General features: G+C 37.4%; 28 protein-coding genes. 26 read left to right on the top strand and 2 right to left on the bottom strand.

The features are described 5' to 3' along the window. The first annotated feature begins 7 nt into the window (after positions 1-7). From BLQ57_RS05115 to BLQ57_RS04990, 26 genes are all read left to right on the top strand, one after another. Positions 8-775, top strand: a complete 768-nt coding sequence (locus BLQ57_RS05115; RefSeq protein ID WP_205635609.1) for a class I SAM-dependent methyltransferase — start codon at positions 8-10, stop codon at positions 773-775. A gap of 1 nt (position 776) precedes the next feature. Then, positions 777-1,598 carry a glycosyltransferase gene (locus BLQ57_RS05110; RefSeq protein ID WP_087938315.1) on the top strand — a complete coding sequence of 274 codons (822 nt, stop codon included), beginning with the start codon at positions 777-779 and terminating at the stop codon, positions 1,596-1,598. Positions 1,599-1,643: 45 nt separating this feature from the next. Next, positions 1,644-2,369: a class I SAM-dependent methyltransferase gene (locus BLQ57_RS05105; RefSeq protein ID WP_087938316.1), complete on the top strand. Its 726-nt coding sequence runs from the start codon at positions 1,644-1,646 to the stop codon at positions 2,367-2,369. A gap of 11 nt (positions 2,370-2,380) precedes the next feature. Continuing rightward, positions 2,381-3,199, top strand: coding sequence for an ABC transporter permease (locus BLQ57_RS05100; protein WP_087938317.1), 819 nt, complete (start codon positions 2,381-2,383; stop codon positions 3,197-3,199). Between the two features lie 104 nt (positions 3,200-3,303). Continuing rightward, on the top strand, positions 3,304-4,074 hold the full coding sequence (locus BLQ57_RS05095) for a class I SAM-dependent methyltransferase (protein WP_087938318.1): 771 nt from the start codon (positions 3,304-3,306) through the stop codon (positions 4,072-4,074). 9 nt (positions 4,075-4,083) lie between these two features. Next, positions 4,084-5,346 (top strand): ABC transporter ATP-binding protein, encoded by a 1,263-nt coding sequence (locus BLQ57_RS05090; protein WP_087938319.1) that lies wholly within the window; start codon positions 4,084-4,086, stop codon positions 5,344-5,346. Continuing rightward, positions 5,327-6,070, top strand: a complete 744-nt coding sequence (locus BLQ57_RS05085) for a TylF/MycF/NovP-related O-methyltransferase (RefSeq protein ID WP_205635610.1) — start codon at positions 5,327-5,329, stop codon at positions 6,068-6,070. Before BLQ57_RS05090 ends, BLQ57_RS05085 begins: the two co-directional genes overlap by 20 nt. Next, the gene (locus BLQ57_RS05080; RefSeq protein ID WP_087938320.1) at positions 6,063-6,764 is read left to right on the top strand and encodes a class I SAM-dependent methyltransferase; all 702 of its coding nucleotides are present in this window, start codon (positions 6,063-6,065) and stop codon (positions 6,762-6,764) included. The genes BLQ57_RS05085 and BLQ57_RS05080 overlap by 8 nt, the downstream gene beginning before the upstream one ends. Continuing rightward, positions 6,752-7,861, top strand: coding sequence for a glycosyltransferase (locus BLQ57_RS05075; protein WP_087938321.1), 1,110 nt, complete (start codon positions 6,752-6,754; stop codon positions 7,859-7,861). The genes BLQ57_RS05080 and BLQ57_RS05075 overlap by 13 nt, the downstream gene beginning before the upstream one ends. Continuing rightward, positions 7,854-8,783, top strand: coding sequence for a glycosyltransferase family 2 protein (locus BLQ57_RS05070; protein WP_087938322.1), 930 nt, complete (start codon positions 7,854-7,856; stop codon positions 8,781-8,783). Before BLQ57_RS05075 ends, BLQ57_RS05070 begins: the two co-directional genes overlap by 8 nt. After that, positions 8,780-9,538, top strand: a complete 759-nt coding sequence (locus tag BLQ57_RS05065) for a glycosyltransferase (RefSeq protein ID WP_087938323.1) — start codon at positions 8,780-8,782, stop codon at positions 9,536-9,538. Before BLQ57_RS05070 ends, BLQ57_RS05065 begins: the two co-directional genes overlap by 4 nt. Next, positions 9,535-10,449: a hypothetical protein gene (locus BLQ57_RS05060; RefSeq protein ID WP_087938324.1), complete on the top strand. Its 915-nt coding sequence runs from the start codon at positions 9,535-9,537 to the stop codon at positions 10,447-10,449. Before BLQ57_RS05065 ends, BLQ57_RS05060 begins: the two co-directional genes overlap by 4 nt. Then, positions 10,446-11,213, top strand: coding sequence for an FkbM family methyltransferase (locus BLQ57_RS05055; protein WP_087938325.1), 768 nt, complete (start codon positions 10,446-10,448; stop codon positions 11,211-11,213). The genes BLQ57_RS05060 and BLQ57_RS05055 overlap by 4 nt, the downstream gene beginning before the upstream one ends. After that, positions 11,201-12,406 carry a glycosyltransferase gene (locus BLQ57_RS05050; RefSeq protein WP_087938326.1) on the top strand — a complete coding sequence of 402 codons (1,206 nt, stop codon included), beginning with the start codon at positions 11,201-11,203 and terminating at the stop codon, positions 12,404-12,406. Before BLQ57_RS05055 ends, BLQ57_RS05050 begins: the two co-directional genes overlap by 13 nt. 1 nt (position 12,407) lies before the next feature. Continuing rightward, entirely contained in the window at positions 12,408-13,325 is a 918-nt protein-coding gene (locus BLQ57_RS05045; protein ID WP_087938327.1) for a glycosyltransferase, read from the top strand. Between the two features lie 8 nt (positions 13,326-13,333). Beyond that, on the top strand, positions 13,334-14,209 hold the full coding sequence (locus tag BLQ57_RS05040; protein ID WP_240507746.1) for a glycosyltransferase family 2 protein: 876 nt from the start codon (positions 13,334-13,336) through the stop codon (positions 14,207-14,209). 3 nt (positions 14,210-14,212) lie between these two features. Next, the gene (locus BLQ57_RS05035; protein WP_087938328.1) at positions 14,213-14,875 is read left to right on the top strand and encodes a class I SAM-dependent methyltransferase; all 663 of its coding nucleotides are present in this window, start codon (positions 14,213-14,215) and stop codon (positions 14,873-14,875) included. Continuing rightward, the gene (locus BLQ57_RS05030) at positions 14,872-15,951 is read left to right on the top strand and encodes a glycosyltransferase (protein WP_087938329.1); all 1,080 of its coding nucleotides are present in this window, start codon (positions 14,872-14,874) and stop codon (positions 15,949-15,951) included. The genes BLQ57_RS05035 and BLQ57_RS05030 overlap by 4 nt, the downstream gene beginning before the upstream one ends. A gap of 18 nt (positions 15,952-15,969) precedes the next feature. Further along, a complete protein-coding gene (locus tag BLQ57_RS05025; protein ID WP_087938330.1) occupies positions 15,970-16,923 on the top strand; it encodes a glycosyltransferase family 2 protein in 954 nt (317 codons plus the stop codon). A 177-nt stretch (positions 16,924-17,100) separates the two neighbouring features. Continuing rightward, the gene (locus tag BLQ57_RS05020) at positions 17,101-18,051 is read left to right on the top strand and encodes a glycosyltransferase family 2 protein (protein ID WP_087938331.1); all 951 of its coding nucleotides are present in this window, start codon (positions 17,101-17,103) and stop codon (positions 18,049-18,051) included. A 1-nt stretch (position 18,052) separates the two neighbouring features. Next, complete coding sequence (locus tag BLQ57_RS05015) at positions 18,053-19,117, top strand: glycosyltransferase (protein WP_087938332.1); 1,065 nt, start codon at positions 18,053-18,055, stop codon at positions 19,115-19,117. Between the two features lie 84 nt (positions 19,118-19,201). After that, positions 19,202-20,278 carry a glycosyltransferase family 4 protein gene (locus BLQ57_RS05010; RefSeq protein WP_240507747.1) on the top strand — a complete coding sequence of 359 codons (1,077 nt, stop codon included), beginning with the start codon at positions 19,202-19,204 and terminating at the stop codon, positions 20,276-20,278. 246 nt (positions 20,279-20,524) lie between these two features. Beyond that, positions 20,525-21,781: a hypothetical protein gene (locus tag BLQ57_RS05005; RefSeq protein WP_240507748.1), complete on the top strand. Its 1,257-nt coding sequence runs from the start codon at positions 20,525-20,527 to the stop codon at positions 21,779-21,781. A gap of 463 nt (positions 21,782-22,244) precedes the next feature. Beyond that, positions 22,245-22,625: a four helix bundle protein gene (locus BLQ57_RS05000; RefSeq protein ID WP_205635611.1), complete on the top strand. Its 381-nt coding sequence runs from the start codon at positions 22,245-22,247 to the stop codon at positions 22,623-22,625. Between the two features lie 171 nt (positions 22,626-22,796). Then, positions 22,797-23,858 carry a glycosyltransferase family 4 protein gene (locus BLQ57_RS04995; protein ID WP_087938335.1) on the top strand — a complete coding sequence of 354 codons (1,062 nt, stop codon included), beginning with the start codon at positions 22,797-22,799 and terminating at the stop codon, positions 23,856-23,858. Between the two features lie 596 nt (positions 23,859-24,454). Further along, positions 24,455-24,835, top strand: coding sequence for a four helix bundle protein (locus BLQ57_RS04990; RefSeq protein ID WP_240507749.1), 381 nt, complete (start codon positions 24,455-24,457; stop codon positions 24,833-24,835). Positions 24,836-25,388: 553 nt separating this feature from the next. Here the strand turns inward: BLQ57_RS04990 and BLQ57_RS04985 are convergent. Both BLQ57_RS04985 and BLQ57_RS04980 read right to left on the bottom strand, forming a co-directional pair. Next, a complete protein-coding gene (locus BLQ57_RS04985; RefSeq protein ID WP_087938337.1) occupies positions 25,389-26,036 on the bottom strand; it encodes a DUF6266 family protein in 648 nt (215 codons plus the stop codon). A gap of 269 nt (positions 26,037-26,305) precedes the next feature. Continuing rightward, positions 26,306-26,609: transposase (locus BLQ57_RS04980; RefSeq protein ID WP_139162662.1), on the bottom strand; the 304-nt coding region annotated here is incomplete at its 5' end.

Genomic DNA, 26,609 nt, shown 5'->3' with positions numbered 1-26,609 from the left:
TAAAATATTGAGAGAAAAGGTTTTGCCAGGTTTTCAGCAGTTTTTTACTCCTTTACAAGTAAGAAAATTAAAGACCCTTGGAAAATCATTATTGTCTATTGGTAAAAGAAATGACCTAACTTTTCTAGCTCAACTATTTGGCACAGACAAATGGGGCGAACATTGGTATACACCTCACTATGCATTTCATTTTAAGTCAATTCGAAAAAAGAAAATCAACCTTCTAGAGATAGGAGTCGGGGGATATGACAAACCGTTTAGCGGGGGGGCTTCGCTGCGTATGTGGAAGCGTTACTTTCCAAAGGCCCATATATTCTCTTTTGATATCTATGACAAAAAGCCACATGAGGAATCCCGGATCAGAATTTTTCAGGGCAGTCAGGTCGATCCAGAATTTCTGGATAATATTTGTGCTGAAATTGGAGACTTGGATATTATCATTGACGATGGGAGTCACCTCAATGAACATGTGCTATTTACCTTCCATCACCTGTTTCCAAAACTCAACATTGGCGGAATCTATGTTGTGGAAGACACGCAGACTTCTTATTGGGAGCATTATGGAGGTCAAATGGAGGATAGAAATAACCCCAATTCTATAATGGGCTACTTCAAATCCCTGGCGGACGGTTTAAACCATTCCGAGTTTAAAAATAAGGATTACCAGCCTTCATACTTGGATTTGAACATCACTTCCATCCATTTTTATCATAATTTGATTTTTATCTATAAGGGCGAGAATAGCGAGGTTTCAAATCTCAATAAGAAGCCTTAAAATGAACTTCAAACACTTCCTTTTTACCAGATTCAATGTACAGTACCTCGAAATGGTACCGTACAATCTCGGAATGGATCCTGATGTTTGGCTTGAAGGAAGAATTGAGTTGTTTTTTGATTTTTGCTATCCAAGTGTCAAAAACCAAACCTGTAAAGATTTTCAATGGATCGTATTTTTTGATACCCGAACCCCCAGTCATTTTTTGGATAGCATCGCTGCCCAGGATACAGATGGTATTATAGCATTTCATTATACTGATCACTGGAAGAAATTGAATGGGGAGATATTACAAATTATGAATAGGGAGAAAAACCAATACGATTCCTTTATCTCCACTAGGATAGATGGAGATGATGCCGTTTCAGGTGACTTTATCTGTTCAATACAGTCTGAAGTAATGAAACTGAAAACCGAAACTCCCTTTGCCATCAACTGCTCTAATGGCGTAATTCTGGATACCCAATTAGGTATTTTTTATCAGAAGAAAATATTAAGCAATGCTTTTATCTCTCTCGTGCAAAACAGTGCTTCATTAAATACCTCAATCTTCAAAGTAGAACATCAGACCATTTCAAGGGAAATAAAGACTATAGAACTTGAAGAACCAAAGATGTGGTTGCAGGTAGTTCATGGTGGGAATCTTATCAACAAAACATCAGGGCTGCCGCTAACCAAAAATATCGGCCAGCATTTCAATATCTCTTTGGAAATTAATGATGCAAATCCCAAATCAGGTAATTTATTAAAAGCTTACCTCAAGTATCTAAGGATCAGAGTAAATAATCTGAAGATCAAAGTCAACAGAGTTTTTGGAAAGTAAAAAGGTTACTAATAGACGAAGACAAATCAATAATAATTTTGAAGCATGTTAAATAAGCTCAGGTATTATTTCAGAAAAGTTAAGGGTGATATCAGTGCCAATGAATATATCTACTATCCAAAGGATATTTTTTCTGATATGGATGATGTCGATAATGTCGATAATGTTTTTAATAAGATTTATTCTAAAAATACCTGGGGGTCAACCGAGAGTGCATCGGGAAGGGGTTCAGAGATACAAAATACCAAAACCCTATTGAAAAAGTTGGACCGCTTGACCAAAGAGTTTGGCGTGAAAAGTATGCTGGATGCACCTTGCGGAGATTTTAATTGGATGCAACACCTGGATAGAAAAGGGATTTCCTACATCGGAATGGATATTGTGGAGGATTTGATTGACATTTTGAATGTCAAATATGCAGAAGATCCCCAAGTGACTTTTCAGGCCGGGAATATCATCGCAGGTGAATTGCCTCAGGTAGATTTGATATTTTGCAGGGACTGTTTGGTTCATTTTTCTTTTGATGATATTTATCATTCACTGTCCAATTTCAAAAATTCAGGTTCAAAGTATTTACTGACCACTTCTTATACAGACAGAGGGGTTAACCGTGATATTCAAACAGGTGGCTGGAGGCCAATCAATCTCGAAAAGGAACCATTTAACCTTCCCAAGCCACGCAAAATAATCCATGAAAATAATTTAGATGACCAAGGAATATATTTCGATAAATGTATGGCCTTGTGGAAATTGTCTGAAATTCAAATTTAGTCTTCTTTTCAATGTCAAAAGTTAGTGTAATTGAACCTTCCAAAGGTTGGAAAGTCATAGACTTTGCAGAATTATGGAGATATAAGGATCTCTTATATTTCTTGACTGTAAGAGGAATCAAAGCAAGATATGCTCAGTCTATCCTTGGCATTGGCTGGGCAATCATTCAGCCTTTATTTACAACTTTGGTCTTTACAGTAGTTTTCGGTGGATTAGCCAAAGTAGATTCGGACGGCATGCCTTATATTTTATTCTCTTACTTAGCGCTATGGCCATGGAATTATTTCTCAGGTACCCTGTCCGACTCTGCTAATAGCTTAGTCGCCAATGCGGGGATGATTACCAAAGTCTATTTCCCCCGTTTGATTCTGCCTTTGGCAGCCATATTCTCCAAGCTCTTGGATTTCACTATATCCTTTATCGTGCTTCTGGGATTATTGATTTATTTCCAAGTCATGCCGGGATGGAACCTGATATTTTTACCCTTGATGTTGGTGCAGCTGCTGATGGCTTCCCTTGGGATTGGAATGTTACTTTCGGCGATGGCGGTACAATACAGGGATGTGAAGTATGCCTTAACATTTGTAGTGCAGTTGTTACTTTATCTGGCCCCGGTGGTATACAGCACCACTGCAGTACCTGAAGAATGGCAGTTTGTGTATTCACTTAATCCCATGGTTGGGGTGATTGAAGGCATTCGTGCAATGTTCTTAAATAGACCAATGCCATGGGAATGGGTTTGGCCAGGAGCAGTTGTCGGAGTCATTTTGTTTGTTTTTGGTCTGTTTTATTTCCGCCGAATGGAGAAGGTGTTTGCGGATGTAGCATAGCCTCTATGAGGCTGTCACAAACTTGCATTAGTAAGAGAGGATTTTATAGGAGATTGTTGGTGTTCAGTATTATAAAGTGAAGTTTTTAATTGAAACCTAAAAAAATGATAAAAAGTAAATTGCTTACAGAAATTTTAGACTCGGGTATTTATCAAACATCTACGGGAACAAATAAGAAAATTCATTCTGGAATTTCCAAAAGCGAAGTTGATGCAATTATCGAAACGATAAGCACAAATGAATCCATTTTCGAAACTATTGAAATTGGATGTGCTTTTGGCGTATCTAGTTTGGCAATTTGCGATGCTTTAAGGGGTAGAGAAAATGCAAATCATACGATAATAGATCCATTTCAGAATAGCCATTGGGAAGGGATAGGTCTCAATAATCTGGTTAGAGAGGGATTTGATAATTTTAGTTTTATTGAAGGATATTCCGAAATTGAATTACCTAAACTGCTAAGTGAAAACAGGAAATTTGATTTTGCTTTAATTGATGGTTACCACACCTTTGATCATACATTACTTGATTTTTATTATATAGAAAGAATGATAAAACCAGGAGGAATTATCGCAATTGATGATTCAAGCTGGCTTAGTATAAGAAAAGTTATTTCTTATATTTTAAATTTTGATAATATAGAAATTGATAAGATTATATTTGAAAAATTTGATCCAAAAGAGAGTGCCAAAGAAAAACTTTTTATTTCATCAATTAAATTTCTCTATAATTTAATACCTTTTAAAAGAAAGAAGTATTTTTTTTCTGATAGAATACATAATCCATATTCAAACGATATAAAAAATTCTTCCATGATCTTTCTGAAAAAAACTCATGATTCTGAAAGACATTGGAGGTGGTTTGAACAGTTTTAACTAATTATAATTTTGGATACGGTTATCAAAGTAGAAAACATCTCCAAGCGCTACCGCATAGGCTTGCAAGAAAAGAGGGCGGATACCTTTGCGCAGCAGATATGGAATAACATTAAAGCTCCTGTCGAAAACTTTAAGCGAATCAAAAGCCTAGGGAGATTTGAAGAGGAATCAGAATCCATCCATTGGGCATTGAAGGATGTCAGCTTTGAGGTGAAACAGGGGGAAGTACTTGGGATAATTGGTAAGAATGGTGCAGGGAAATCAACCTTGTTGAAAATTCTTTCCAAAATCACTGAACCCACCTGCGGCAGGATAGAAATGAATGGCCGGGTAGCCGCTTTGCTGGAAGTAGGGACCGGATTCCATCCGGAACTTACCGGTCGGGAAAATATCTATATGAACGGCACCATCCTTGGAATGACAAAAAAGGAAATAGACCGTAAACTGGATGAAATTATTGACTTCTCAGGAGTAGAAAAGTATGTGGATACTCCTGTAAAGTTTTATTCTTCTGGAATGAGAGTAAGGTTGGGATTTTCCGTGGCTGCACATTTGGAACCTGAAATATTGATTATTGATGAAGTCTTGGCTGTGGGGGATTATGAATTTCAGCAAAAGTGCTTGGGAAAGATGGAGGATGTGAGTCAAAAAGAGGGAAGAACAGTATTGTTTGTAAGCCATAATATGGATGCTGTTTCAAACCTATGCAGAAAATCAATTTTACTAAACAATGGCAGCGTAGAGTTTATAGATAAAACAGAACTTGTTTTGAGAAAATATTTATCCTCCAATTTACATCTGTCAAATTCATATAAGGACTTTAAAATAGATAATATTTCAAAAATTTGCCAAATTAATATTCATACTTCTGATCCTATGGGATTTCATAATTTTGGAAAAGAGCTTATAATTGAGTTTGTGATAAATTCAGTTGAACATATTCCTAATGCCACTCTTTCATTTCAATTATTTGATGAAAAAAATAGAGCCATAATGCATTGTTGGCTATTTCAATCAGAGCATTTTTTTTGTACTGATGATGGCAATTATAAAGCAATTTGTAAGATCAAGAATCCAAAAATATATATGGGAAAGTATTTTTTAACTGCACATCTCGGTGAGGGTAAGGGAGGAAGGAAGTATCAAACACTTGAAAAGGTTTGTTCTTTTGAGGTTCACATGCATGGAATAAAAAGAGAATTTGATTGGGCACCGTTTGCCTGTACTTATTTAGAAGATTTTAATTGGTATGTTGAGAAATTGGATTAAAAAGAAAATTAAAATAGAAAAACCTGAATTATCAGGTTTTCCACAAGATGTCAAGCAAGAAGTTATTGACTTAATTAATAAGGTAACACCTTTTACTATGACGTCAACAGAAAGGTTGTTAACATTATTTAATTCAATAGAATATCTTCATAACAATAAAATACAGGGGGATTTTATTGAGTGTGGAGTTTGGAAAGGAGGAAGCATTATGGCCATGATTTTGAAACTTCAAAAATTATGTGTTGATAATAGAAATATTTGGCTTTATGATACTTTTGAGGGAATGACAGCTCCAAAGCAAGAAGATAAAAAATTTGATGGAACGAGCGCTTCTAAACTATTAAATGAAGATAAGGAAAGAAAATCAAATGTTTGGGCTGTTAGCCATCTTGAGGAAGTGGTTAAAAACATATCCACCTTGTCCTATCCAGAAAATCGAATAAAATTTATTAAAGGTCCGGTTGAAGAAACATTAAATATGGAAGTTCCGGATAAAATTTCATTGTTAAGACTTGACACCGATTGGTACGAATCAACAAAAATTGAGCTTGAAATTCTCTTTCCAAAATTAGTAAAGGGAGGTGTTTTAATTATTGACGATTATGGGCATTGGAAAGGGTGTAAATTGGCAGTAGATGAATATTTTGCAAAAATAGGTAATCCCGTATTTCTACATAGGATTGATTATACAGGAAGAATTTTGATTAAATCTTGGGATGATTGATTTTAATCCTCAAAAACTTACTTTCGAAAATCTTGATCGCTTTTATATAAAAAGGTCGATTTATCAATTTTTGTGTTCCAAATGGGGAGCTTTTTATGGGGATTTGCTCGATATTGGTTGTGGGGAAATGCCCTATAAAAATGAGATTATAGCCAACAATAGTGTTACCAAGTATGTGGGTCTTGATATTTTTGGGGCTTTGGAATACAATAAGGGTGTCAAACCTGATTACTTTTGGGATGGGAAGAAAATGCCATTTGAGGATGGATCATATGATTCGGGCTTTGCAACAGAAGTTTTGGAACATTGTCCTGACCCGTTAATGACTTTAACAGAAATAAATAGGGTATTGAAACCTGACTCACCTCTTATTTTGACAGTTCCATTTTTATGGCCTACACATGAATCTCCTCATGATTTTTACAGATTTACTCCGTTTGTACTTAAAAATTTACTAGAACAATCCGGCTTTACAAAAATAGAAATAACTTGCTTGGGAGGTTGGGATGCTTCTATGGCTCAATTGATTTCACTTTGGATAAAAAGAAGGGGTTTTTCCATAAGATTTCAAAAGTTTCTCTTTATTGTTTTGAAACCATTTATCCTAAAGCTCTATAAAAAAGATAATATAAAATCTGCATCCAGTGATCATAATATGTTTACAGGTTTAGGTATAGTGGCATGGAAAAAATAAAAATCTGCTTCACATCTCCGACTTTTTCAGCTTATTCTGAAACATTTATTCAAAATTTAAAAAATGGAATAGACGGCGAAATATTCCATTGTTTTGGTGGTATGTTTCCTAACCAATCCGAAGATCAGGATTTGGCGAATTATTTAAAACCCAAATTGCATCACAGTATTCTCAGAAGACTTGGTCTTTTGCAAAAACCTCTTGATCAACTTTATTTTAGTGACTATTTAAAGAAAAAAAAGATTGATTTGATTTTTGCCAATTATGGCCCTGCTGGTGCAAAGGTTGCACCTGTTGTAAAGAATATTGGAATTCCCTTAATTGTTCATTTTCATGGTTTTGATGCATCGGTTAGGGAAATTATCTCCAATAATAGAGAGGCCTATAAAGAAATGTTTACCATTGCCAAATCGATAATTGTTGTATCCGAAGCCATGAAGCATGATTTGATCAATCTTGGAGCACCCGAAAATAAAATTAAAAAGATAATTTATGCACCTAATTCTAATTTTTTAAAAATTATACCTGATTATTACTCCAATCAATTGCTCTCAATAGGCAGATTTGTTGAAAAAAAGGCTCCTTATTTGACTTTGATGGCATATAAGCTTGCAAAGGGAAAGTGTCCTAAACTTAAACTCAAATTTATTGGAGATGGCCCATTGCTATCTATCTGCAGGGATCTAGCTAAAAGTTTGCACATCAAGGATATTGAGTTTTCAGGGGTATTTAACCGGAAAGAAATTCAAAATGAGATGTCTAACTCTTTTTGTTTTATTCAACATAGTAAGAGAGCTGAAAATGGGGATAAGGAGGGGACGCCTGTTTCAATTTTAGAAGCGATGGCAGCAGGATTACCAGTAATCAGTACAAATCATGCGGGAATTCCTGAAATAGTTATTGATGGACAAAACGGCTTTATTGTCGAAGAAGGTGATGTTGAAGCAATGGCAGAAAAAATGATTCAATTACACGTTGATAGGAAATTGGCTGAAATATTCGGTAAAAAAGGAAAATCCACTATCGAACAAAATCACAATTCGACTAACTATTTTAAAAATATAAATGCATTAATACTTGATTGCGTAGATGCATAATTCACTCGTCTCCATCCTAATCCCCAACTACAACAAAGCCCCTTATCTCAGGGAAACCCTGGATTCAGTCTTACAACAGACCTATACCCATTGGGAATGTATTATTGTGGATGACCACAGTACAGATGATTCTGGGAGGATTTTGGAGGAATATGCAGGTTTGGATAGTAGGTTCAAAATTTATAAAAGACCCGAGAATCGGAAAAAGGGTGGAAATGCAGCGAGGAATTATGCATATGAAATATCTCAAGGAGAATTTATAAATTGGTTGGATTCAGACGATGTAATAAATAAAGAATTCTTTGCTGATAAAATCTCCACGTTTGAAAAACATCCGAATTTGGACTATGTCCTGAGTAATATTTATAAATTTCAGTCATCAATAAGTGAAAAAATACCTATTTATGATTCTAATGATGACAAGAAATTTTTTGTAAACTTTGGAGGCACCAATAATATTTTTCAAACTCCTATGGCATTGTACAAGAAAAGCTTCTTGAACACATTTGATTATTTGTTTGATGAAGAAATAATTGCTGTTCAGGACATGGAATTTCATGTAAGAGTATTGTTAAAGTCACTAAACTATAGGATTAATCTTAAATCGATTGTTTTTTGGAGAATAAATGAGGGCTCCAAAACTACCTCCTTTATTAACAACTCTTATAGTGAAAAGTATAAGAAATCATATCCGGCATTTAAGAAAATTTTTTTAAGTATTCACAGTAAAAATAAAATTGACAAGAAAGCTGAATTATTTTTTCAAAATGTCTTTAATGACATGCTATTAAATTTACCATTTGGTTCATCTATATTTTGGGATTTATATTTTTTTGCAGCAAAACATAGACTTTTGAAAGGACAATTTCAAGGTTTGAAAATTTTTGGCATCAGGATTCTTAAATCCGTTAAGTTGATTTGATACCTAAAATTATTCATTATTGTTGGTTTGGCGCAGGTCAGATGACCGAACTGGAAAAGGATTGTATCCAAAGCTGGAGAAAATGGCTGCCTGATTATACCCTTAAATGCTGGAATGAAGACAATTTTGATGTTACTTCATTTGAATTTACCAAAGAAGCCTATCGATTAAAGAAATATGCATTTGTCTCTGATGTTTGCCGTTTTCAGGTTCTCTACAGCGAAGGAGGAATATATTTGGACACGGATATGTTATTGATCCAAAAAGTGGATAGTTTACTTTCATACAATTTTTTTATTGGGGAGCAAAAGGAGGGTAGCTTAAATGCAGCTATTATCGGGGCGGAAGCAAAACACCCACTTATTCTAGAACTTCTAAATGGATATAGGCAACTTTCATTTGATTATAATGCCCCAATGGATATACCGACCTTCCTGAATGCAAGGCTGAAAAAAGAGGGAATCAAAGTTTTTTCTCCTGAGTATTTTTATCCACTTCCTTTTGCGAAAAGAGGAAATGATATTAAAGGATATATTCGATCTGAAACAATATCAGTCCATCTTTGGAATCATAGTTGGAGACAGGAACGGGATTATTTGCATGATAAAAACTTCAGCATGGCATTGAAACAATATGTTCAACGCTGTTTAGCTTCTCCTCAGAGCATTTGGAAAGATGCTTTTCTTTTGGATTTTGTAAAGTATTTCCTTGCGGACAAGTTTGGATTTGTATATAAGTTGTATAAAGGAAAATGAGGATAGTCCAAGACCTGAAAGAATTTCCCCAAATCCTACCATCTGAAAAAGAAGAACTTTTAGTACTATCCACCTATTTTTCATCAAAACAGGACCCTGTGCGGGGAGGATATCAGGATTCGGACAATTTTGACTATATCAAAAACTGGTACAATTCTGTCCAAAATTATGGGCTATGGGCGGTGGTCTTTCACGATAGGCTGTCTCTTGACTTTATCCAAAAATACCAAACCGAAAAAATCAGATTTGTCAGGTGTCAATTGGGCGGAATGTCACTGAACGATGAACGGTTTTTTATCTACCAAGAATTTATCCCACATCTTCCTGACAATATTTACATGCTCTCTACCGACATCAATGATGTTATTTTCAATCAGAATCCTTTGCCTTTATTCCAGTCCTCACCCGATAAGTTGTTTGTGGGAAGAGGTAATCGCAGAGCCTGGAAAAATGGGATTTGGACCTTGATAGCTCTGAGGCAATTCAGTAAAAAATTCAATCAATCCTTGCCCGTAAGCTTCCTTCATTACCCTGTCTTCAATCCTGGAACCATAGGCGGAAAGAAAGAAAAAATATTGGAACTGTTTACCAGAATGACCCAAGTATTTGAGATTTTAGGAGATGCCCAAAATTATGACATGCCTGTTTTCAACTATGTGCTGAAGGAATACTATTATCCTAAAACCAGTAGGGCCGACGGGAAAATACCTTTTGTTCTGGCATGGAACTTTTGGTTTTACGCCTATCGAATTCAGCGTAAATTGGAATCCGGATACAAAAAAGATAAATATGACCTTGCTACCCATAAGGAATCAATGGTGGAAAATGACAAAATAGTTGCGGGTTTTCCTTTTGTCAGTATGTTTAGTTGGTACGAGAATCCCTCAGAAGCTTATTTAATCCATAAATGAAATTAAAGCACCGGATTAATATATTCCTTTATAGGTTGATTTTATTTCACCTCAATATCCAATCAACTGTAACTAAGAAAATTATTGGAGGGGGGATTTTTAACCGAAAAATAGTTTTTGACTTTGATAGAACCTTCAATTCGAATTTTCCCAAAAATAAAAGACTCAAATTTATACAAATAGGAGGAAATGACGGGGTCAGTTTCGATCACCTTTATCAGAAAGTTACAACAAGAAAGTCAGAAGGATTGATATTGGAACCTTCCCCAAGATATTTTGAAAAGCTAAAATTAAACTACAGAAAATTCAATTCTATTAAATTGCTTCCTTATGCAATCTTTGAGAAAAAGGGGGTATTGGAGTTATTTGAATTAAATGATATTGGGTTGAAGAATCATCCTGCATGGGCGGCAGGCATTGGGTCAGTGGATATCAACCATCTAACCAACTTAAATGTAAAATTAGATGAGATTGCGAGGATTGAGGTTGAAGGAATAACCTTCGATGATTTGTTAGCATCCCATCCGAAATTTTTGAATGTAGACTATTTGCAATTGGATACGGAAGGTTACGATTTCCAGATTCTCAAAACCATTGATTTTGAAAAATTCAGTGCGAAAATGATAAAATTTGAATTTAAAAATCTACCCATAGAGCAACAGGATGGTGCAATTTCTATTTTCAAGGATGATTATTTTTTATTTAGAGATGATTTGGATTTGGTATGTTTAAGGAAGAATTTGAAAATTAAATGTCGGATTTAAAGGTCCTTATTATCCCTTCTTGGTACCCTACTCCCAAGCAACCCTTGACAGGTTCGTTTTTTCATGAACAGGCACAATTTCTTCAGGGCAAAGAGGGGCTTGATTTTCAAGTGCTATATGGGGAGAAAAAATCCTATACTTTGATACTTTGGATTTGGGTTTTTGTTAAATCCCGGTTGAAACCTACTTGGCCAATTTCAACTAGCAAGGTTCGGCAAGGTCCAACTGCTTATGGCTTTGATATTCCCGCAAACAGAAGGGTCCCAGATCAACTACAAATCAATTTGGAAAAAAAGATTTTCCTTAAAGCTTACAGAAGTTTGGTCCTTTCAGGTTGGGTACCTGATTTGATACATGCTCAAAGTGGAATGGATGCAGGAATTTATGCCCACCATATTAGTCAGGAGACCAATATTCCCTTTTTGATTATGGAACATCAGGTTTTTGTTTTTCACTACTATTCCAAATTGCGAGGCACCTTGATTATGGATGCATTTCAATCAGCCCAGAAAACTGCTGCGGTGAGTTGGGATGAGCGCCGGCAAGTGATGATGAATCAGCCGCAATGCAATCCCAAAGTGATATGGAATTTGGTGGATGAGGCTCAATATATGATTGATTTAGGTAAAAGAAGGAAAGCATTCACAGTCATTACACTTCTTAATTCACTTTTTATCAAAGGTGCAGAAGATTTTATAGAGGCGATGGCAATTGTGCTTCAATACGATCCTGAGATCCGCTTTATCATGATAGGAAAAGGGGGGGATAAAAAATCCTCCAATGTTCAGGAAAATCTTTTTGTTAGAAAAAGCAAAGAATTGGGAATTTTTGAAAAAGGGGAATTCCTTCCTGTTGTTCCGAGAGATCAAATTTCCAACGTCCTAAACCAAGCCCATGTATTTGTCTCTCCCAGCATTCAGGAACCCCATGGGATTGCCGTGAGGGAAGCAATGATGTGTGGTTTGCCCATCATAAGTACCGCCAATGGGGGGGTAGAAGATAGTGTCACTCCCGAAACAGGATTGGTGGTCCCTGTCAAACAACCTGAGACAATGGCAGCGGCCATTATCGCTATGAAAAAGAATTATTCTAGGTATAAACCTGAGCGGATTAGGGAATTGGCGATCAATCAATGCGGTAAAGAGGCTTTTTTAGGATCAATGGTGGATTTTTACCATTTCGAAAACCAGTAAGGTGCAGAAACAACCGAAATTAAGTGTTTGTATGATTGCCTATAATGTTGAAAAATATATAGGAGAGGCGATTGAGGGTGTGTTGAATCAAAAAGCTGATTTTGAGATTGAGTTGGTGATATCCAATGATAAATCTCTGGATAAAACCGAGGAGATTGTACAAAAGTATATTCAAGAACATGAACATGGTCATTGGATAAAATATAAGAGGCAAGAAAAGAATTTGGGTTCCACACTGAACTACCTTTGGGTGTTGGAACAGTGTCAGGGAGAATATATTGCCATATGCGATGGGGATGATTATTGGACTGATTCGCTTAAACTTCAAAAGCAGATCAATTTTTTGGAAAATCATAAGGAGTATATTGGGTCATTTCACAACCGATTCAAATGTGATGAAAAAGGAAATATTTTATCAAAATCTATACAGGAAGTAGAGAAAATAAATTTAGATTTTTCAGGATTGATCTTTACAAAATCTGATATCCCTTCAGCCTCTGTTGTGTTTAGAAAACCACTTATATTTAATTTACCAAAAGAATTTAATAAAGTTGTGATTAATGGGGATACTTTTTTGTGGGCCTATCTTTTACAGTTTGGAGATTTTTATTTTGATTCACAGGTTGGTCCATCGGTTTACAGGATTCATTCTCAAGGACTTTGGTCTTCCAAAAGTAGTTTTGAGAAATCTGAATTATCCTATAAAACCTATCAACTGTTGGATTCGGCTTTTCCAGATAGAAAGAGTATTAAGCTTCAGCTTTTTCAAATCCGCTTTCACCTTTTCTATTATGCCATGAAAGAAAAAAAATGGGGGAAATCATTTAGCTATTACTTTTCAAATTTAATTGGTTTGCTAACCTATCCTTCAGCAACAAAAGTTTTTATTGATTTTCATAAAACCCTTCTTTTCAAATAACAAAGAGAGTGATTATTTCAATAGTAATTCCCTATTATAAAGATTTTGAAAGGTTACTTGGACTATTAGAATCTTTAGAGAGACAATCATTAGAAAAGGAAAATTGGGAAGTAATCGTTGTCAACAATGACCCTGAATTGCCTTTGGTATTGCCAAACGATTTTTCGGTTTCCTATCCATTGCAAATACTGGAAGAGAAAAAACCAGGTTCCTACGCGGCAAGAAATAAAGGTATAGAGGAAAGCAAAGGACAAATTTTTGCATTTACGGATTCTGATTGCATACCTGACAAAGATTGGCTAAAGAATGCCCAGGAACTTTTTCTCCAAGATTTCAAAAAAGAAATCGGGGTTTTAACCGGTCCGGTTCCTTTAATTTTCAAAAATCCAAATCGTTTGACAGATGCAGAGGTTTATGAAAAATATACTGGATTCACTACGGAGATCTATGCCAAGGAAGGGCATGCCATCACTGCCAATTGGTTTTCATATAAATCTGTTTTAGAGGAGTTTGGATGTTTCAATGAAGAACTGAAATCCAACGGAGATTCCGAACTTTCAGGAAAAATCAGCCAAAAATATACCATAGTTTACAAAGAAAATATTTTGGTCCTACATCCTGCCCGCCAACAAACTTCTGATTTGGTCAATAAATATCAAAGGCTTTTGGGAGGTACATATACCAGAAGATTTAAAGGAAAGAAAGCTGCTTTTCTTAGTTTCTTTCTGGATTTTATTCTGAGGCGTTACCGTTTCGCTTTAAAAAAATTATTCACTATTTCACCGAAAGAATCAATAGCCATTTTAAGGGTATGTCATGCTATAAATAGAGGAGCTGTCCAAGAATATTATAATTTGATTAAAGGAGGAGAAACTAAAAGATAAAATATGGGATTGCTACACACCATAAAGGAAAAGTTTCACAACTACTACACCCAAAAACATAGGCTTATCAACAAGCCTAAGTTTGAGGAAATGCCAGTTACCGAAATCGGATACAATCATTTGAAAAATGGAAAATTATTGGCTACAAGGGAACAGTTGTTGGCTATTCTCCCTCAAAACGGTGTGGTCGCTGAATTGGGAGTGGATCATGGTGACTTCAGCAGGAAGATTTTGGATATCAATCAACCTGCTACATTACACCTTATCGATGTTTGGAAAAGCGAGCGATATCCCGAGCAGCTATTCCATGAGGTAAGCCAGAAATTCCAAACAGAAATTGAGGAAGGAAAAGTGGTGATCAATAGAGGTTTATCCACTGAGGTGGTAGATCAGTTTCCAGATAATTATTTTGATTGGATATATATTGATACTGTCCATGACTATAAGATCACTAAACTTGAACTGGAGAATTATAGACCTAAAATCAAAGAGGGAGGAATTATTGCCGGTCATGATTTTATAGTGGGGGAAATCGATGTGCCTTGGAAGTATGGAGTGATTGAAGCAATTTATGAGTTTTGTAATGAGCATAATTGGGAAATTATTTATTTGACTATGGAAAGGATTATTTCTCCAAGTTTTGCAATAAGGAAAATTAGTTCTTGAAAATCGCCCGGATAGTTTTTGAACTGAATTTTGGAGGGGTGGAAAAGGTTGCGGCACTTGCTGCGCATGGTTTTCAAGCATACCCTGATATACAAATGCAGTTTATTTCTTTAGGAAAAGGTGGGAAGGTTTCAGAAGACTTAAAGGCCCGTGAACATCAGGTTTGGGTAATAAATCAAACAGCCAAGATCCCTGATATTGGATTGATTTATCAGTTGTACCGGTATTTCAAAAAGGAAAAATTCAATGTAGTCCATACAGTCGGGGCAGAAGCCAATTTCCATGGCTTATTGGCGGCAGTTATGGCAGGAGTAAGAATTAGAATAGGAGAAGAAATCGGATTTCCCAATCATCATTTTTTGTATAGGATACTTTTCAGGTTCACATATCTGTTTGCACATCAGGTGATTTGTGTATCGCAAGCGGTCATGCAACACCTAAACCAAATAGGGGAGTTACCCTTATCCAAGGGAAGAGTCCTGTACAATCCGGTTGAATTGCCGGAAGTGAAAAGCAAAAAGGAATCATCAGACAATCAATTGGTCTTTATCACAGTCTCCCGTCTGACGGCCATCAAAAATATCAGGTCTGTAATTCTTGCCTTGGGTGAAATTATCCATGGAACAGATTTCCGGCCTAAGCTGATGATTGTAGGAGAAGGAGAGGAGAGAGAATACCTTGAATGCTTAGTCGGAGAAAATCAAATCGAGGAGTATGTCAGCTTTGAAGGATATCAGTCCGATGTATTTGAATATTTATCTCAAGCCGATGTATTTGTATTGCCCTCGTATTCGGAAGGTTCTTCTTTGGCATTGGCCGAAGCCATGCATATAGGATTGCCGTCTGTTGTTACCAAAATAGGAGGGGCGTCGGAAATTCTGGGTGATTCTGCTTCAGGAATACTGATCGACCCATACTATCTTCCGGAAATCAAAGATTCCATGCTGGATTTCCTGAAAATGGATTTTACAGAAAGGATGGAAAAGGGAAAACGCGCAAAAATGCAGGCGGCGAAATTTTCCAAAGAGAATTATTGTAAGGAGTTATTGTCCCTTTATAATTCAATCCCAGTTTAGTTCTGGTAAATACAGCAAATGAAAAAGCCCATCGTTTCCATAGTTATTCCGGTTTATAACAAAGCTGCTTTTGTCCGAGAGACTTTAGAATCGGCATTAGGTCAGACTTATCCTAATTTAGAAATAGTCTTGGTGGATGATGGTTCTACAGATGGTTCTTTTGAGATTCTTAAGGAATATTTTGCAAAGTATCCAGATAAAATCCAATTGATTGACCAGGAAAATCAGGGTGTTTCAGTTGCAACCAATGTTGGCACAGCCGCTGCAAGAGGGGAATACATTCAGTTTTTGGATGCGGATGATCTATTATCTCCCGATAAAATAAACCGTCAGATCAAATTATTGGAAAGCCAATCAGAATCCGTATTGGCTTCATGTGAGTGGAGGATGTTTCAAGATAATCCGAAAAAATCTTATCCTATACCGTATGGTGTTTTTCGGGATTTTAATTTTGGCTTGGATTTGTTACTTCAATTTTGGAACCATCAGGAGATGAATCAGCCTGGGGTTTACCTGACCCATCGATCTTTGATTGAGAAAGCAGGACCTTGGGATGAAAGCATGACGATTAATCAGGATGGAGAGTTTTTTACTCGTGTGCTGTTGCATGCAGAGAAGGTACTCTTTGAATCGAAGGGGAATGTCTATTACCGAAGCCCGGGTGAAGGCAATGTCAGTCAGCAAAAGTCAGCAAAAGCTATAAAGTCTCTATTGGATTCTTATCAATGCTATGAAAGGGAGGTATTGAAATTCGAAGACTCGAAAAGGGTAAGAATCGCCTTAAAAAAAGTCTATCAAAAGTTTATCTATGATGTTTTTCCTCACTATCCTGATTTAATCGCTAAAGCAGAAAGTCTGATCCAAAATCTAGGAGTAGCTGAAAAGACTTATATCGGCGGTCCAAAGTTCCAGCTACTTTCCAAGCTTTTGGGATTCAAAAATGCTCTTCGTTTAAAACGTTTTTTGGGATGAACGTCATTGCGAGGGGCAAATACCGAATTCTGTTTATAGAATGAATCTTACTGCCCCGAAGCAATCTCCCAAAGTGAGTAAAAAGACTGCTTCGTCCTCCCCGATATTCGTTCGGGGCAGGCTGTACCTCGTCCTCGCAGTGACGATCCACAGCAACCCTTAGTAATTAACATCCACTTGTTTAGCGTAATCATCCCCCTATACAATAAAGCTCCCTATATCCAACGAGCGATTGATTCTGTATTGAATCAAGGCTTTCAGGATTTTGAGATTATAGTAGTCAATGATGGAAGCACGGATGGAGGAGAGGAGCTGGTAGAGAAGGGATATGGGGAAGGGGTTAAATTAATTCATCAAAAAAACCAAGGAGTATCGGGTGCCAGAAATACGGGTATTGAAAAGGCAACGTATTCATGGATAGCCTTTTTGGATGCGGATGATGCATGGCATCCTCAGTATCTGGAAGTCATGGCACAAGTAATATCATCCCATCCTAAACAAAGAGTTTTTGGAAGCTCTTACAGAATGGATTTACCAAAAAAATGGGAGAAAGTTGAAAACCCAAGTCCTAAAGTATTTCATCACTATTTTCAAGAAGCGATACGGAATACTTTTTTTTTTACTTCTGCCCTGATTTATCATCAATCAATTTTCAAATCAGGAATTCAGTTTGATAAGAACTTGACCCTAGGCGAGGATCTAGATCTATTTTTTCGAGCCATTTTGGACTTTGGTACTCCGGTTTTTATTCCACTTCCTTTGGTTTATTATTCACAGGAGGATGTCTATTCTGAAGTACAAAAAAGCCATTCTATTTCCTATACATTAATTCCCAAAATATTTTTTTCAGAAGAATTTGGACCTCTCATCTTGGAGAAAAGCAAACTTAAAGGCTTTGATACTTTTCGGGAAAAATGGGTGCTGTTTAATCTTCCGATCTTTTTCAGAGACAATTCAAATAAATTAGAAATTATAAGAATTTTAAAGCATGTAGGATACTCCTATTTTTTGGTTTCAGGCTTTTATCATCTCCCTTATCCTTTATTAAATAAAGTATTTAGTTCTGAATTTCTCTACACGCTATTCAGAAAGTATTTGAAATTTTGCTTTCGCTATATCTACACCTAAAATGAAGGTTTTGCGGATCGTTTCAGAAATGGATTTTGGAGGTGTAGAGCAGGTGGGGTTGAATTCTTTACCGGCTTTAAATAATGAAGTCTTTCTGCATATTTTGGTTTTGAAAAGAGGAGGAAGGGCTTCTCAAAGACTTAAGGAAATTGGAATTTCCCTTAAAATCTTAGGGATTAATTCGAAAATTCCAAATTTTAAATTGATTTACCTGATTTGGAAGGAAATTCAATATTTTCAACCAGATGTTGTTCACTGTCAAGGTGCCGAGGCAAATTTCCACGGGATAATCGGAAGCTATATAGCAAAAGTTCCCATTAGAATCGCAGAAGAAATAGGAATACCCAATCACCATTCCTATTGGAAATATCTTTTCCGGGAAGTTTACAGAAAGGCTACAAAGGTTATTTGTGTCGCAGAAAGGGTTAAAATTAAACTTCTCGAATTAAAAGAAGTCCCAAAATCGAAAATTACTGTTATTTATAATCCTATTTCAAAGAATCTCGTAGTAGAAAAATCGAAAAATAAGATTAAAGAATTACGAATGGTTACTGTGAGCAGGTTAGTTACGATAAAAAATTTATCAAGTGTAATAAGTTGCTTTTCAAAACTTTCCTATAACAATAACCTTTTAAAACTTTGGATTCTTGGAGAAGGACCTGAAAAAGAAAGTTTAGAAAAAAAAACACATGATTTAGGCTTAAATGAGAATATAATTTTTTGGGGTTTTCAATCAAATCCAATGAATTTTATGAAGGAGGCCGATATATTCCTTCTTCCATCATACAGTGAAGGTTCTCCTGTGGCATTGGCAGAAGCTATGGCAGTAGGTTTACCAAGTATAGTAACTAAAGTAGGTGGAGCGGCAGAAATTTTGGGCAATTCTGAATCAGGAATTCTTATCGATCCATTAAATTTAGCCGAGATTCAATTTGCCATGCAGCAACTCATTGATCTTTCTCCCGAAGAACGCCAAGCCATGGGAGAGCGGGCAAAAAAAGAAGCTCAGCGGTTTTCAGTGGAAAACTATATCCAAAGACTTATGGAGATTTATATTGGCGCCTAACTCCAATTCTCTAATCTCTAAATCTCAATTCTCTTAAATTTGATCCGCATCCTACACTGCATAGAAACCATCGCCTCAGGGGGTGTGGAACAAACGATTCTTACCCTAATTCGTGGTCTGGATAAGAACAAATATCAACACCATATTATTTGTACTTGGAAAGGTGGTCCGGTAGCCGAGGCTTTGGAAAAAGAAGGAGTAGAAATTACAGCTATTGGCTCTTTTAGACATCCTTTTGAATGGTCAAAATATCGCCAAGTATTAAAAATTATCCGATCTTTTCAACCTCACATTTTACATGGGGCTGTATTTGAAGGAATGAGCATGGCTGCTATCGGCTCTTTTTTTGGAAATGTACCATTAACAATTTTTGAAGAAACCTCAGATCCCCAAAATCGCTCTAAAATGGCTAATTTTCTACTTAGGATAATGTCAAGCCAAGCTGATGCATTACAGGCTATTTCCAGTAATGTTGGAAAGTATCTAAAAGAAAAAACAGGGATTAAGCCAGAAAAAATAAGGATAATTCCAAATGGAGTACAGGTAAGACATAACCCGATTAAAGAGGATGTTTTCGTCTTAAGAGATGGATTTTCTATTTCAAGTGATAAATTTATTATAGGCTTTGTAGGTAGGCTTTTTGACGACCATAAACGCGTTTCAGATTTAATTAAGGCCATTTTTTTACTAAATAATAAAGAGATAATAGTTTTAATTATAGGTGAAGGTAAAGACAAAAATGAACTGATTAGCCTAGCTAAAAGCCTAGACATTCTCGATCAATTTATTTTTGTAGGCTATCAACCGGAGACTTCTTCATTTTATGAGTTAATGAATGTTTTGGTGATACCCTCTGCAAGAGAAGGCTTTGGCTTGGTAGCTGCAGAGGCTATGCTCCATGGTTTACCAGTGATTGCTACCCAAGTTGGGGGATTGCAGGATATCGTCATAGATGGCGAAACGGGCTTCTTGGTAGACGCTTATTCCCCTGATCAAATCGCTGCAAAAATCAATCATCTAATCCAAAATCCTAAACTTTGTCATATTATGGGTGAAAAAGGAAGACAGCGGGCTTTGGAAAATTACACAGCAGAGCGATATTGCCGTGAGGTCGAGAAACTTTATCTTGAGTTGTTGGAAAAGAAGGGAATTGGATATTAGGGAATAGGGAACAGAGCATAGGGAAAAGAGGACAAGGAATCAACCTGATTTTTCCAACTTTGTAATCTCGGTCCTTGATACGCTTTAGCCTCAGAGCAAGCTCATCCTAAAACTATTAAAAAGCATTACTAAGGTCCATTCCTTTACTCAAGCGACCTCGATTCTCCCTTAATCTCCAATCTCCTATTCTCAAATCTCTTAATCTCCAATCTCTAATCACTTAATAACCCAATCTCTAAATTTTAAATGCTCGACATCATTGTCATACTAGCCATCATCCTTGCCCTCGTCAACTCCAATGCGAGTATGGCGAAGCGGTTTGGGCTACCTAAAAAGTATGAATTGCATTTACATTACCTCTTGGCCTACCATGTTTTTTTTAGCCTATTCTTTACCTGGTACATTCTTAATTTTGGAGGGGATTCTCAGGGGTATTGGCGCTTGGGAATGCAGCAAGCGCTTGTTAAAGGTGAAGTCACTTGGATGTCTTATTTTGGGGACTCTACTTGGTTTATTTTGTGGTTATGTTATGTGCCAAGCAAAATTTTAGGATTGAGTTACATCACCGGGAATATCCTATTTGGAGCCTTGGGTTTTATTGGAATACGTTATATTTTTATTTTGACTGCGGAGCGATTCCCTACCAATCATGAGATCCTCGGTATTCCACTGTTCCCTACTGTATTTTACTTTCTCAATCTTCATTTCTGGACAGCGGGAGTTGGCAAAGATTCCATCTGTTTTTGGGGGATTGCATGGTTTTTATTTGCGGTGCAGAAGTACAAAGATCGATGGTGGCAAGGGCTAATTGCCTTATTCTTTGTTTATATGGCAAGACCTCATATGGGACAAGCTGTAATTGGTGGAGTGGCAATGGCTATTATTTTAGGGTCTGAAATAAAAATCCAATTTAAAGTTTTAATGAGTATAGCTGCAGGAGTAGGTACCTTTTTGTTGTTGGACTCCACTGCAGAATTTTTGAAAATAGAGGAATTGAATCTTGAAACTTTGACTCAGCTTTCAGAAACAACGGCAGGAAATCTAAGTAGAGGAAATGTGGGTTCTGCAGTAGATATTTCGTCTTATTCTTTACCCATGCGACTTTTTACTTATATGTTCCGACCCTTATTCTTCGATGCACATAATTTTGTTTCCCTCTTTTCTTCGGTAGAGAATCTAGTTTATCTCTGGCTGAGTCTATTTATTTACCGTAACTGGACCCCTGAAGCCATACGAGACATGCCCTTATTTCTGAAAGCAGGAATTATCACCTTTATTCCGGTTACGCTGGCCTTTATGAATGCACTCAGCAATCTTGGAGTAGTGATGCGCATGAAAAATATGACGATGATTTACTTTTTGCTCTTTTGCTTTTACCTGATTGCGCATAATAAGCAGATGCGAATTCAGAAGGTCAAGGAGAAGATGAGATATTATCGGCAGCGGGAGGAGATTAAGGCGAGGAAACGAATGGAGATTGAAAATGCGGGGAATAACGGGTAGGGAATAGGGAAAAGGGAACAGGGAAAAGGGAATAGGGAACAGGGAGGACCGAGCGTTAAAAATTTATCCAGTGGATAAATTTAGCGAAGGGGCCAGGGTGCGGACAGGGCGTAGAGGTCAAGGATTAGGGAATAGGAGAGTGTGAGAGTAAGAGATTGAGAGGAATAGGGAACAGGAAACAGGAGAAAAGGGAATAGGGAACAGGGAATAGGAGAACAGTGAACAGGAGAGAGAGGGGGAGAATGGATAGAATGGAGGATAGGGAAAAGGGAATTGAGAATATGGAGTAGGAATAGAGTATAGAGAATGGAGATTGAGGGAACAGGGAAAAGGAAACAGGGAATAGGGAACAGGAGTGTGGAAATATCTTTAATATCAGTATTCCTTCATAAGGTTTTTTCAAACTATGGAAAGTTTAATTCAAATCATTATTTTTAAGGGTTATATTTTTAATTCTTAAGTTATGATGGGAGAAACATTCGAGGATTTAAAGTGTTGGCAATCAGCATATAGTCTTAAGCGAAGGATTCGAAAAGAAGTCATAGGTCTATTTCCAAAAGAGGAGCGCTATGAATTAACTTCCCAATTGATCCGGGCGTCCAGGTCAAGTACTGCAAATATTGCTGAGGGTTGGGGAAGATTCCATTTTCTTGAAAGCCGAAAATTTTATTATAATTCTCGTGGTTCCCAAGCCGAAGTTCTTGACCACCTAATGGAGGCCAGAGATTGTGAATATATTTCAGATGAACTGTATGAAAGTTTAAGAGCTGATGTGATAGCGTCCATCAAGATTTTAAATGGCTACATCCGATACCTTTCCTCAAAAGTTAAATTAAAAGAGTAATACCCAAATTATTAATCTTCCTTTCGTTTTTATGATGTTCTAGGACAGGACCATCCCCCCTAATCCCCGTTCCCCGTTCCCCGTTCCCTATTCCCCCAATCCCTTATCCATTAAATCCCTTTATCCCATAATATCCCAATCTCTTAATCTCATAATCCCTTATTCTCCCCCTTGAAAATATTATTTTTACCCAAATATCCGAAACTAGGAGCTAGCAGCCGTTTGCGAACCTATCAGTTTCTGCCTCTTTGGAAAGCTGAAGTAAAGGAAATAAGGGTTTCCTCATTTTTTAATGATGCCTATCTGACACGTTTTTATAAGGGAAAACAACATGATCCTTTGAATGTATTGGGTTGTTATGTTAAGCGTTTTTGGATGTTATTGAGTGTTTGGAAGTATGATTTAGTTTTTTTAGAAAAAGAACTCTTTCCTTTTTTGCCACCTGTTGCCGAGTGGATTTTGGCCCGCTTAGGCAAGGGCTATGTGGTGGATTACGATGATGCAGTATTTCATAATTACGATAGTCATTCTGAACCGCTTATTCGGCAACTGCTAGGAGGGAAGATTGCCCAGGTCATGCGCTACAGCAAGTTGGTTTTTGCAGGAAATGAATATCTAAAATCCTATGCCCTCAAAGCCGGGGCCAAGCGGGTGGAGCTCCTGCCTACCGTAATCAAACTCAGTAAATACCCTCTAAAAAAAGCCAATACTTCCCCTAGCTTGAGCATAGGTTGGATAGGCTCCCCCACCACCCTAAAGTACCTGATTACCCTAAAGGATGTTTTTAAAAAGTTGGCCGAAAAATACCCCATTGACTTGCTCGTGATCAATGCAAAAGAAAGCCAATTGCCAGATATGGGAATTTCTACCCGTTTGATTCCCTGGACCGAAGAGGGAGAAGGAGAGATGATAGCCGAGATGGATATTGGGATTATGCCCTTGCCCGATGATAAGTGGGAGCGAGGGAAATGCGCTTACAAACTCATTCAGTACATGGCCTGTGGGCTTCCGGTGTTGGCTTCCCCGGTTGGGATGAATCAAGAGGTGGTAAAGCATGGAGAAAACGGATTTTTGGCAGCGAGTGAATCCGAGTGGATCTTTTATTTGGAAAGTTTGATTCGGGATGCCTCCCTCCGCAGCCAAATGGGCAAGGCCGGCAGAGCTTTGGTAGAGCGCGCGTATACAGTGGAGGGAAATTTTGAGAAGATGATGGGGGTTTTGGGAGTTAGGTAGTTGGAGAAGGGGAGAATGAGGGAATAGGGAATAGGGAGTAGGGAATAGGGAATAGGGAATAGGGAGTAGGGAATTGGGAATAGGGAATAGGGAAAAGGGAATAGGGAAAAGGGAGTAGAGTTTAGAGTATATGAGAATGAAGAATGAGAGATTGAGGGAATAGGGAATAGGGAACAGGGAAAAGAGAATAGGGAATAGGGAGCAGGGAAAAGAGAATAGGGAATAGGGAAAAGGGAACAGGGATTAGAGAATAGAGAATATGAGAATGGGAGAGTGGAGAATGAGAGAGTGAGGGAATAGGGAAAAGGGAATAGAGTTTAGAGAATATGAGAATGGGAGAGTGGAGAATGGGAAAAAAGGGAAAAGGGAATAGGAGAACAGGGAACAGGAGAGAGGGGGAGAATGGACAGAATGGAGGATAGGGAAAAGGGAATTGAGAATAGGGAAAAGGGAGAAGGGAAGCAGTAGGGAATTAGGGAAAAGAAAACTGAGAATTTTTTAAATTAGAAATCAGACGCCGATAGGGTTTTTTCAAACTATGAAATTTTTAATTGAAATGATTATCTTTAGGTGTTTAATTTTTAAATGGTAAAATTATGATTGGAGAAACATTCGAAGATTTAAAGTGTTGGCAATCAGCCTATATTCTTAAGCGCAGAATCCGAAAAGAAGTCATAAGTTCATTTCCAAAAGAGGAGCGGTATGAGCTAACTTCCCAATTGATCAGGGCATCCAGATCAAGCACCGCAAATATTGCTGAGGGTTGGGGGAGATTCCATTTTCTTGAAAGCCGAAAGTTTTATTATAACTCGCGTGGTTCCCAAGCCGAAGTTCTAGACCACCTAATGGAGGCCAGAGATTGTGAATATATTTCAGATGAGCTGTATGAAAGTTTAAGAGCTGATGTGATAGCGTCCATCAAGATTTTAAATGGCTACATCCGATACCTTTCTTCAAAAGCAAAATTAAAAGAATGACACCTAAGTTATTAATATTTCTGGGATAGTTCATTTAACTGACATTTTCCAGCCCGCTTTCTGTTCCCTGTTTCCGGATCCCTATTCCCCGTTCCCTAATCCCTCTACCAATTCTTATTTCCCATCCCCTGTATCCTGATCCCCACGAACCATTTCTGTTAACTATTCCCCGTTCCCCGTTCCCTATTCCCCAATCCCCTCTACCAATTCCTATTTCCCATCCCCTGTTTCCTGATCCCCACAAACCAGTTCCTGTTACTTATTCCCCGTTCCCCGTTCCCTAATCCCTCTACCAATTCTTATTTCCCATCCCCTGTATCCTGATCCCCACGAACCATTTCTGTTAACTATTCCCCGTTCCCCGTTCCCTATTCCCCAATCCCCTCTACCAATTCCTATTTCCCATCCCCTGTTTCCTGATCCCCACAAACCAGTTCCTGTTACTTATTCCCCGTTCCCCGTTCCCTAATCCCTCTACCAATTCTTATTTCCCATCCCCTGTATCCTGATCCCCACGAACCATTTCTGTTAACTATTCCCCGTTCCCCGTTCCCTATTCCCCAATTCCCAAACACACCGAATCCGAAAAGCGTATCCCTTTCAGTACTTTTTTGTAGAAAGCAGCATAGCAATAGGTTTTACTGCTGACTCTCTCTAGCCAAGGAATATCAAATTCCTGTAATTCATTTTTTCTAAACGCTCCTTCCCGGATTGCAAAAAACAATTTTTCATCCGGACAATAGACCAATAGATACAAGCGGTCTCCCTCTCTAGGCGTACCTATCCAGGTATTCGCATTCCAACTTAATCTAAATTTAGTTTCTCCTATTTTTTCAAGACTGGCATCGGTTAACGGATCCAGTTCCCCAGAAGAAATTTGAACCAAAATCGGGTCCAGTACAGGTTTACCTTGGCGATTTGAAATTGCGGTTTTGAGTAGAGTACTTAAGGCAAAATGAAATCCTCTTTTTGGACCACGGATGAATTCGGAGAAGGTGAAGTTTAGCTCTTTTATTAGTGGTTTTAAAAATAACTGTCCTAAGTTGAAAGCCTTTCGTGTATAGAGTTGCCTTGGAGTTGGCTTCGTTTTTCGGGGACCTGGCTTTCTTCTCATTACAGTTTCCCCATTCAGCTGGTAAAAAACCACATTGCCAATGGAGCCCCTTAACTTTCCTAATTTTTGCATGATTAACTTTGCCATAACTTATTTTGGATTAGAATTTTTTGAAATTCAAAGTAGGGAGTAGCCTTAGTTTATTCGTGTATTAACCGCACTTTAATCGGATCATATTCGAATATGCTTGGCTTCTACTCGAATGAAACTCGGTTATGATTCGGTTCAAACCCGAATGAAGCCTATAAAAACCAAGGCTTATCCCTAGCTTTGGTATAGATTTGAATTGATTAATGGGTACTTCGGTCACCGCCTCCCCGTATTCTAAGGTTAAAGCAAGAAGAATTTTAGATTTTTCATGCGGCATATTTTAAGGTGTCTACATAGTTTGAATTTCGGTTGACAACAGCAAAAGCCCTTGCGAGAAGTTTGTTTCTGATGATGTTAAGCGTACTCATTTTACTTTTCCCCTCATTTATCCTCCTGGTGTAATAAGTCTTCATCTCGGTACTGTATTGAATTGCTGTGCCCGCACATAAGGTCAATAGTGTTTTAATTCTCTTATTGGCCAGCTTACTGGTTTTCGTCCTTCCCCTATATGTACCGGACTGGTTGGGGAATGGCGCTGTTCCTGCATAACTGGCAAATTTCCTCCAGCTA

Source organism: Algoriphagus faecimaris (assembly GCF_900101705.1).
Lineage (GTDB): Bacteria > Bacteroidota > Bacteroidia > Cytophagales > Cyclobacteriaceae > Algoriphagus > Algoriphagus faecimaris.
The sequence above is the reverse complement of the archived record's forward strand: the minus strand, read 5'-3'. Positions and strand labels throughout refer to the sequence as shown.